6 protein-coding genes are annotated in these 8,415 nt (G+C 70.7%); all 6 read left to right on the top strand.

Going from position 1 to position 8,415, the window contains the following annotated elements; genetic code table 11:
• Positions 1–2: 2 nt before the first annotated feature.
• Positions 3–500 carry an FHA domain-containing protein gene (locus E1266_RS18215; protein ID WP_132048473.1) on the top strand — a complete coding sequence of 166 codons (498 nt, stop codon included), beginning with the start codon at positions 3–5 and terminating at the stop codon, positions 498–500.
• The gene (locus E1266_RS18220) at positions 497–2,068 is read left to right on the top strand and encodes a Stp1/IreP family PP2C-type Ser/Thr phosphatase (protein ID WP_132048475.1); all 1,572 of its coding nucleotides are present in this window, start codon (positions 497–499) and stop codon (positions 2,066–2,068) included. The genes E1266_RS18215 and E1266_RS18220 overlap by 4 nt, the downstream gene beginning before the upstream one ends.
• The gene (locus E1266_RS18225) at positions 2,069–3,655 is read left to right on the top strand and encodes an FtsW/RodA/SpoVE family cell cycle protein (protein ID WP_132048477.1); all 1,587 of its coding nucleotides are present in this window, start codon (positions 2,069–2,071) and stop codon (positions 3,653–3,655) included.
• Positions 3,656–3,736: 81 nt separating this feature from the next.
• Positions 3,737–5,218, top strand: coding sequence for a penicillin-binding transpeptidase domain-containing protein (locus E1266_RS18230; RefSeq protein ID WP_132048479.1), 1,482 nt, complete (start codon positions 3,737–3,739; stop codon positions 5,216–5,218).
• Entirely contained in the window at positions 5,215–6,636 is a 1,422-nt protein-coding gene (locus tag E1266_RS18235; RefSeq protein WP_132048481.1) for a serine/threonine-protein kinase, read from the top strand. Before E1266_RS18230 ends, E1266_RS18235 begins: the two co-directional genes overlap by 4 nt.
• A gap of 22 nt (positions 6,637–6,658) precedes the next feature.
• On the top strand, positions 6,659–8,415 hold a 1,757-nt coding region (gene pknB / locus E1266_RS18240; RefSeq protein WP_132048483.1), incomplete at its 3' end, for a Stk1 family PASTA domain-containing Ser/Thr kinase.

Genomic DNA, 8,415 nt, shown 5'->3' on the forward strand with positions numbered 1-8,415 from the left:
CGATGTCCCCATTCACCCTCACGCTGATCAAGCTGGCGTTCCTCGCGGTGCTGTGGCTGTTCGTCATCGCGGCCGTCGGCGTGATCCGGGCCGACCTGTTCGGCTCGAAGGCCGCGTCGAAGGCGGCCAGTCGCGCGTCCCAGCCCCGGCCCCCCAGGGCGGCCAGGCAGCCCAAGCCGCCGCGGCCGCAGCGCAGCGCCCAGCAGGGCGCCCCGACGAAACTGGTGGTCGTCCAGGGCGAGCGCGCCGGCACCGTCATAGACCTCACGGGGGTGCCTATCACCATTGGTCGGGCGAATGACGCCACGCTCGTTGTCACCGACGACTACGCTTCGAGCCGGCATGCCCGACTTTATGCGCAGGACGGTCAGTGGATCGTGGAAGATCTCGGCTCGACCAATGGGACGTACCTCGGACGCACGAAGGTGAGCCGGCCGATGCCGATTCCACCGGGCGTACCGGTCCGTATCGGCAAGACCGTGATCGAGCTGCGCAAATGACTCTGGGAATCCGCTACGCGGCACGCTCCGACGTCGGCATGCTGCGCGAGGGCAACGAGGACTCGGCGTACGCGGGCGCGCACCTGCTCGCGGTGGCCGACGGGATGGGCGGGCACGTCGGCGGCGAGATCGCGAGCGCCGCGGCGATCGAGGCGCTGCGCGCGCTCGACAAGGACCTCCCCGCGACAGAGCTGCTGGCGGCGCTGGAGCACACCGTCAAGGCCGCCAACGACAACCTGCACCGCATCGTGGAGTCCGACCCCGCCCTGCAGGGCATGGGGACGACCCTCACCGCGATGCTGTGGGCGGGCAACCAGGTCGCGCTGGTGCACATCGGGGACTCCCGCGCGTACCTGCTGCGGGACGGCAGCCTGTTCCAGATAACGCACGACCACACGCTGGTGCAGTCGCTCGTCGACGAGGGGCGGATCAGCCCGGACGAGGCGGCGTCGCACCCGCAGCGGTCGCTGCTGCTGCGGGCGCTGGACGGCCGCGGCGAGGTCGACCCCGACCTGTCGCTGCGGGAGGCGCAGGTCGGCGACCGATACCTGCTGTGCTCGGACGGCCTGTCGGGCGTCGTCACGGCGGAGACGATCTTCCAGGTGCTCACCGACGTGGACGAGCCGGACCAGGCCGTCCGGCAGCTGATCGACCTGGCAAACCGCGGCGGCGGCCCCGACAACATCACCTGCGTGGTGGCGGACGTCATCGACCTCGACCGGCAGCCGCCGACGGGCGGGCCCGGCCAGGCGGTGGGCGCGGCGGCGAACGCGTCGCCGCCGGAGCCGCCGGGCGGCGGCCCGGGCGCGAACACCACGGCGGCGGACACGCCCGCCGGGCGCGCGGCGCAGCTGCGCGACACGCGGCCGCAGCCGCCGGTCGCCGTGGACGAGATGCCGCCGCCTCCGGCCCCGGCGCCGATGGGCGACCCGATGGGCCCGCCGCCGGGCGCGGCGCAGCAGGCGGGGATGGAGCGGCCGCGGCGCGGCGCGCGGCGCTGGACGTGGCTGGTCGTCGTCGCCGGCGTGGTCGTGGTGGGCGTCGTCGCGGGCGGGTTCGTGCTGGTGCAGAACGTCCGGAACGGCTACTACATCGGCGAGCGGGACGGCAGGGTCGTCCTGTTCCGCGGGACGACGCAGGAGGTGCCCGGCCTGAGCCTGTCCCGCGCGGATAAGAACCAGCCCAGCCCGCCGATCATGGTAGCGGACCTCCCCCAGGATCTTCAGCAGCAGGTCCGGCAGACCTACACGGTGGACAGCCCCGGCGACGCGTGGAAGGCGCTGGAGAGCGCCGTCTGCAAGTACTCCCTCGTCGACAGCGGCGGCAAGGTCGCCATCGTCAAGGGCAAGGACCAGAACAACTGCCGGCAGGCGACCGTCAAAACGAGTGAGGTCCCGGTGGGCGAGCTGCCGGGGTCGGACGCGACGGCGATCGGCAAGGGCGACATGGCGTTCATCGGGCAGGCGGCGGCGGAGCAGAAGCTTCAGGAGCTCACCACCCGCCGCGACCAGTGCAAGACACCGAACTCGCGCATCCCGGACTGCCCCTCCAACGGAGGGAAATCGTAGATGCACCAGCTCGGGGAGCAGATCAGGTCGCGGCTGCCGTACCAACGGCGGAACGCGGCCTCGCTGGCTTTGCTGATCTTCGCGATGGTGCTGACGCTGTCGGCGTTCGCGGAGGTCGGCCTCGCCCGGGACGGCAGCATCCCCGGCGGGTTGTTCGTGTACGGCGGCGGCCTGGTCGTGCTGGCGCTCATCGCGTACTTCGTCCAGGCGAAGTTCACGCCCTACGCGGACCCGCTGCTGCTGCCGCTGGCGGTGGCGCTGAACGGCATCGGGCTGGCGATGATCTACCGGCTCGACCTGGACACCAGCGCCGACCGCAAGGCCGCCGCGGCGGCCGGCAAGAAGCTGCTCGCGGACGCCGCCGACGCGCCGAGCCAGCTGATGTGGACGTTCGTCGGCATCGGGCTGTTCGTCGCCGCGGTGCTGATCATGCGGGACACCGACAAGACCGACGCCCCGATGTCGTTCACGCCGAAGACCGCGCAGCGCTACACGTACCTGATCGGGCTCACGGCGGTCATCCTGCTGCTGCTGCCGATCGTCCCGGGCATCGGGCAGCAGATCAACGGCGCCCGCGTGTGGATCAGCGTCGGGCCGTTCTCGGTGCAGCCGGGGGAGTTCGCGAAGATCCTGCTGGTCGTGTTCTTCGCCGGCTACCTGGTGAACAAGCGGCAGGCGATGTCGCTGATCGGCAAGAAGGTCGGCCCGTTCAGCCTGCCGCGCGGCCGTGACCTCGGCCCGATCATGGTGATCTGGTTCTTCTGCCTGGGCGTGCTGTTCCTGCAGAAGGACCTCGGCACCGCGCTGCTGTTCTTCGGCCTGTTCGTGTCGATGCTCTACATCGCGACCCAGCGCATCTCCTGGGTCGTGATCGGTGTCGGGCTGCTGGCGTTCGGCGTGTTCATCTCGACGCTGCTGCCGTTCATGGGCCACGTGAACCAGCGCATCGACATCTGGCTGAACCCGAAGCCGTACTTCGACGGCGGCTGCCTGCTGGAGAGCGGCAAGGTCGTCCCGGTCAACCCGAACACGGAGATCTACGAGAAGTACGACACCGAGGGCTCGGTCTCGCCCGGCTTCACCGCCTGCGCCGAGCTCGGCGGCGACTACGCCGACAGCGCGCAGCTGATGAAGGGGCTGTTCTCGCTCGCCGAGGGCGGCGTCCTCGGGACGGGCTTCGGGCAGGGCGAGCCGTGGCGGACGCCGCTGTCGTTCAGCGACTTCATCTTCGACTCGATCGGCGAGGAGCTCGGGCTGACCGGGCTGATGGCGCTGCTGCTGATCTACGCGTTGATCGTGCAGCGCGGGATGAAGACGGCCGTGGCGGCGCGCGACCCGTTCCTGAAGCTGTTCGCGGGCGGTGTGTCGTTCGTCGTGGCCCTCCAGGTCTTCGTGATCGTCGGGGGCGTCACCCGGCTCATCCCGCTCACCGGCCTGACGACGCCGTTCCTGTCCCAGGGCGGCTCGTCGCTGATGGCCAACTGGATCCTGATCGCGATCCTGGTGCGGATGAGCCATGACGCGCGCAAGCCGGCCCCGCAGGCGATCCAGGACGAGGGCATGACGCAGATCGTGAGCACGAGGTGACTTCGGTCCGATGAACGAGCACGTGACGGGGGATGTCCGCGCGGTTCGGGGCTGCGGCACGGCCGAGCGGGGGGAAGCCGTATGAACATGGACAAGCCGGTCCGGCGGGTGGCGATCTTCGCGATGCTGCTGTTCTTCGGGCTGATGGTGCAGATCAACTACGTCCAGGGCAGCCAGGCGGAGGACCTGCGCACCGACGCCAACAACAGCCGGCAGTTCACCGACGTGTTCAACCACCCGCGCGGGCAGATCTCCGCGGGCGGCGAGGTCCTGGTGACGTCGAAGCCGACCGGCAAGGACAACCCGAAGTACGGCCGCACGTACAAGGACGGCCCGATCTTCGCGCCGGTGACGGGGTACTTCAACGGCGGCGCGTCGGGCGTCGAGCGGGCCTACAACTCGCTGCTGAGCGGCAAGGACACGCGCATCACGCAGCAGCGCTGGTTCGACACGTTCATCGGCAAGCCGGCCGACGGCGCGAACCTCGAGCTGACGATCGACCCGGAGGCGCAGCGGACCGCGTACCAGCTGCTGCGGGGCAAGACGTCGCCGGGCCGCCGCGGCGGCGCCGTGGTGATGGACGTGCGGACGGGCGCGCTGAAGGTGGCGGCGTCGTGGCCGTCGTTCGACCCGAACGAGGTCGCGCCGCAGCAGGGCGAGAAGGGCGGCAAGCGGCTGGAGCAGCTGAACGACGGCGAGGGCGTGATCAAGCCGCTGGTCGACAACGCGCTGAGCCAGACGTTCCCGCCCGGTTCGTCGTACAAGACGGTGACGGCGGCGGCCGCGATGCAGGAGCTCGGCATCGACAGCGGGTCCACCATCCAGACCGGGCAGCTGATCCTGCCGGAGTCGGGCCGTCCGCTGCCGAACTCGCACGACAGCGGGAGCTGCGCGGGCACCGCCCCGCTGCGCGGCGCGTTCGCCGAGTCGTGCAACACCTCGTTCGGGAAGATGGCGCTCGACATGGGCATCCAGCAGCTGTCCGACAGCTCCGGGAAGTTCGGGTTCGGCAAGCGCATCGAGCTGGAGCCGGACATGTACGCGGCCGAGAGCTCCGTCCCGGTGTCGTACACGGACGCGGAGGGCAAGACGACCCCGACCGGCCAGGACGGGACGGCCCGCTCCGGCATCGGGCAGGAGAACGTGCGCGCCACCCCGCTGCAGATGGCGATGGTCGCGGCCGCGGTCGCCAACGAAGGCAAGATCATGAGCCCGTTCGTGGTGCAGAAGGTCCGTGCGAAGGACCAGAGTGAGCTGTACAACGCCTCGCCGGAGCAGTTCGCCCAGCCGATCACCGGCGGCCAGGCGGAGCAGCTGGAGGACATGATGCGCGCAGTGATCTCCGAGGGCACCGCGAAGAACCTGTCCGGCATGCGCATCGCCGGCAAGACCGGCACGGCCGAGCAGGGCCCGGGCAACCCGAACGCGCGCTGGTTCATCGGGTTCAGCCCGGTGGAGAACCCGCGCTACGCGTTCGCCGTGATGACCGAGGGCCCGGGCTCCGGTGGCGGCGACGCCGGCCCCCTCGCGGGGGCGATCATGGCTAAGGTCTTGCAGAAGTGAGCGGGGACCTCGTCCTCAACGACCGGTACCGGCTGCTGGAGCGGCTGGCGATCGGCGGGATGGGCGAGGTCTGGCGGGCGTCCGACGAGCTGCTCGGGCAGCAGGTGGCGGTGAAGCTGCTGCGGCTGGAGCTGGGGTCGGACGCGCGGGCGCGGGGCCGGTTCGAGTCGGAGGCGCGGTTCGCGGCGGAGCTGCGGCACCCGGGGATCGCCGGGGCGTACGACTTCGGCGAGCACGACGGCCGGGCGTACCTGGTGATGGAGCTGGTGCCGGGCGAGCCCCTGGACGAGATCCTGGCGCGGGACGGCGGGCTTCCGCTGGAGGCCGTGCTGGACATGATGGTGCAGGCGGGGCAGGCGCTGACCGTCGCGCACGACGCGGGGGTCGTGCACCGCGACATCAAGCCGGCGAACCTGATGGTGTCCCCGGACGGCACCCTGAAGATCACCGACTTCGGGATCGCGCGGCGGCTGGCGGCGGCGTCGCAGACCCAGACCGGGATGGTCATGGGGACGGCGCACTACATCTCGCCGGAGCAGGCGCAGGGGCACCGGCTGTCCCCGGCCGCGGACCTGTACTCGCTGGGCGCGGTGGCCTACGAGTGCCTGACGGGCGCGCCGCCGTTCGACGGGTCGACGCCCGTGGAGGTGGCGCTGAAGCACGTCCGGGACGCGCCGGCCGAGCTGCCGCCGCGGGTCCCGGCGGCCGCCCGCGAGCTGATCATGCAGCTGCTCGCCAAGGACCCGGCGGACCGGCCGGCGAACGCGGGCATGGTCGCCGACCGCGCCCTGGCGATCCGCGCGGCCCTCAGCACGGGACGAATTCCGCGGGTGGGTCCGCGGGCCGTTCCCCCTGGTCGGCACCCCAGATCGAAGATCGTTACTCAATCGACGGCTTTGTCGGGATTTGACGCTGCCGCGGGGGCGGATAACCTCGCCTCGGGGTCAGTGCGCGGGCAACGGCGCGCCGCACTGACGTACGCGTCGGTCGCGGCGGTGCTCCTGGTCTGTGCCCTCGTGGCCGGATCCCTGCTGAGGGGGTTCGCGTTCGCGGGTTCCGGCCAGGACGAGCGGGATCCACCCGGATCTCCCGCCACACTGCCGGTCGGGGACGACGCCGGCGACGACCCGGTCGTCCCCCCGAGCACCCCGGCGACCAGCCCGCCCACGTACCGGACCCCCAGTACACCGAGACCGAGTGCCACGTCGCGCGCCCCGACGCGTAGGATCCGTCCGTCAACGCCGGACACCCGCGAAGCGTCCCCATCACGTAAGCCATCAAGCAAACCGCCCCGGGCGACTCCCACCGCCCCAGAGCCAACACCCACTCCGACGGAGAGCACCACGACTCCGTCAACTCCGAGCCCGGATCCCTCTCCGGAACTGAGCGGGAAGCTAGGTTCGGAGGACAAGGTGTAGACGTACGAGGGAAAGTGCACATATGAGTCAACCTCGGCTGCTCGGCGGCCGCTACGAGCTCGAAACGGTGATCGGGCGGGGCGGCATGGCCGAGGTCTACCGTGCCCGAGATCTGCGGCTGGATCGCGTGGTAGCGGTCAAGACGCTGCGGTCCGACCTGGCTCGCGATCCCACGTTCCAGGCCCGGTTCCGGCGCGAGGCCCAGTCGGCCGCGTCGCTGAACCATCCCTCGGTCATCGCCGTGTACGACACCGGCGAGGACATGATCGGCGACACCTCCATCCCGTACATCGTCATGGAGTACGTGGACGGGAGCACGCTGCGCGACCTGCTGCGGGAGAACCGCGCGCTGCTTCCCGACAAGGCGCTCGAGGTCACCGACGGCATCCTGCGCGCGCTGGACTACAGCCACCGCGGCGGGATCGTGCACCGCGACATCAAGCCGGCCAACGTGATGATGACCCGGCAGCACGAGGTCAAGGTCATGGACTTCGGCATCGCCCGGGCCATGGCCGACTCGGCCGCCACCATGACGCAGACCGCGCAGGTCATCGGCACCGCGCAGTACCTCTCGCCGGAGCAGGCGCGCGGTGAGCGGGTCGACGCCCGCAGCGACATCTACTCGACGGGCTGCGTCCTCTACGAGCTGCTCACCGGCAAGCCCCCGTTCACCGGCGACTCACCGGTGGCCATCGCCTACCAGCACGTCCGTGAAGAGCCCGTCCCTCCCTCGCAGGTCGATCCGCAGATCCCGCAGTGGGCGGACGCGATAGTGCTGAAGGCGATGGCGAAGGAAGCCGACCACCGCTACCAGAACGCGAACGAGTTCCGGCAGGAGATCCAGCGCGTCCTGCAGGGGCAGCCGGTGGCGTCGACGGCCGCGTCCACGATGCTGATGGGCTCGGCCCAGGGCACGCAGGTCATGGGCGGCTACCCGGGGGGCGCCCCGCCCCACACCCAGATGCAGCGGCCGGTCGACAACGGCTACGGTCTGCCACCGGCCCGCTACGACGACGATGACTACGGCGAGCGCGGCGGCGCCGGCAAGAAGGCCGCGCTGTGGGTCGGCCTCGCCGTGCTGTTCATCGGCGGCGCGGCGCTCATCGGCTGGATGATGAGCGGCGGAGGCGACGAGACCGAGCAGGTCGCCATCCCGAACAGCATCGTGAACGTCTCGCAGGCCGACGCGACGGCGCAGCTCACCAAGCTCGGCTTCAAGGTCGGCCAGCCCAAGCTCGAGTACAGCGACGAGATCCGCCGCGGGTTCGTGATGAGCTCCGATCCGCGGCCGGGCGCGAACGCCCCGGAGGGCGCGACGGTGACGCTGGTGGTCTCCAGGGGCGAGAAGCCGCCCACGGAGATCGAGGTGCCGGACGTGACCGGCAAGCCGTACGACCAGGCGAAGAAGCTGCTGGAGGCGCGCGGCTTCGAGGTCGAGAAGCGCGTGGACTCCAGCGACGACGTGCCGCGGCTCAACGTCATCTCGACCGACCCGTCCGGCGGCTCGAAGGCCCCGAAGGGCGCCACGGTCACCGTGACCATCTCCAACGGCCCGAGCGAGCTCAAGGTGCCGGACCTGTTCAACAACAGCCAGCGGGCCGCCTGCGGCAAGCTGAACGGCCTGGGGCTGAAGTGCAAGGTCGAGAAGGCAGTCCCGCCGCCCGACCGCCAGGTCTCCCCCGGCCTGGTCTTCAACCAGCAGCCGGGCCCGGACGCCGTGGTGGCCCCCGGCGACACGGTGACCATCTTCATCGCCCTGCCCCCGGAGACCCAGCAGCC

It is taken from the genome of Actinomadura sp. 7K534 (assembly GCF_004348575.1).
Classification (GTDB): Bacteria; Actinomycetota; Actinomycetes; order Streptosporangiales; family Streptosporangiaceae; genus Spirillospora; species Spirillospora livida.

Excerpts from the sequence above, each read along its gene's own strand:
- E1266_RS18220 (WP_132048475.1), top strand. The coding sequence starts at position 497 with ATGACTCTGGGAATCCGCTACGCGGCACGCTCCGACGTCGGCATGCTG.
- E1266_RS18230 (WP_132048479.1), top strand. The coding sequence starts at position 3,737 with ATGAACATGGACAAGCCGGTCCGGCGGGTGGCGATCTTCGCGATGCTG.
- E1266_RS18215 (WP_132048473.1), top strand. The coding sequence starts at position 3 with ATGTCCCCATTCACCCTCACGCTGATCAAGCTGGCGTTCCTCGCGGTG.
- E1266_RS18225 (WP_132048477.1), top strand. The coding sequence starts at position 2,069 with ATGCACCAGCTCGGGGAGCAGATCAGGTCGCGGCTGCCGTACCAACGG.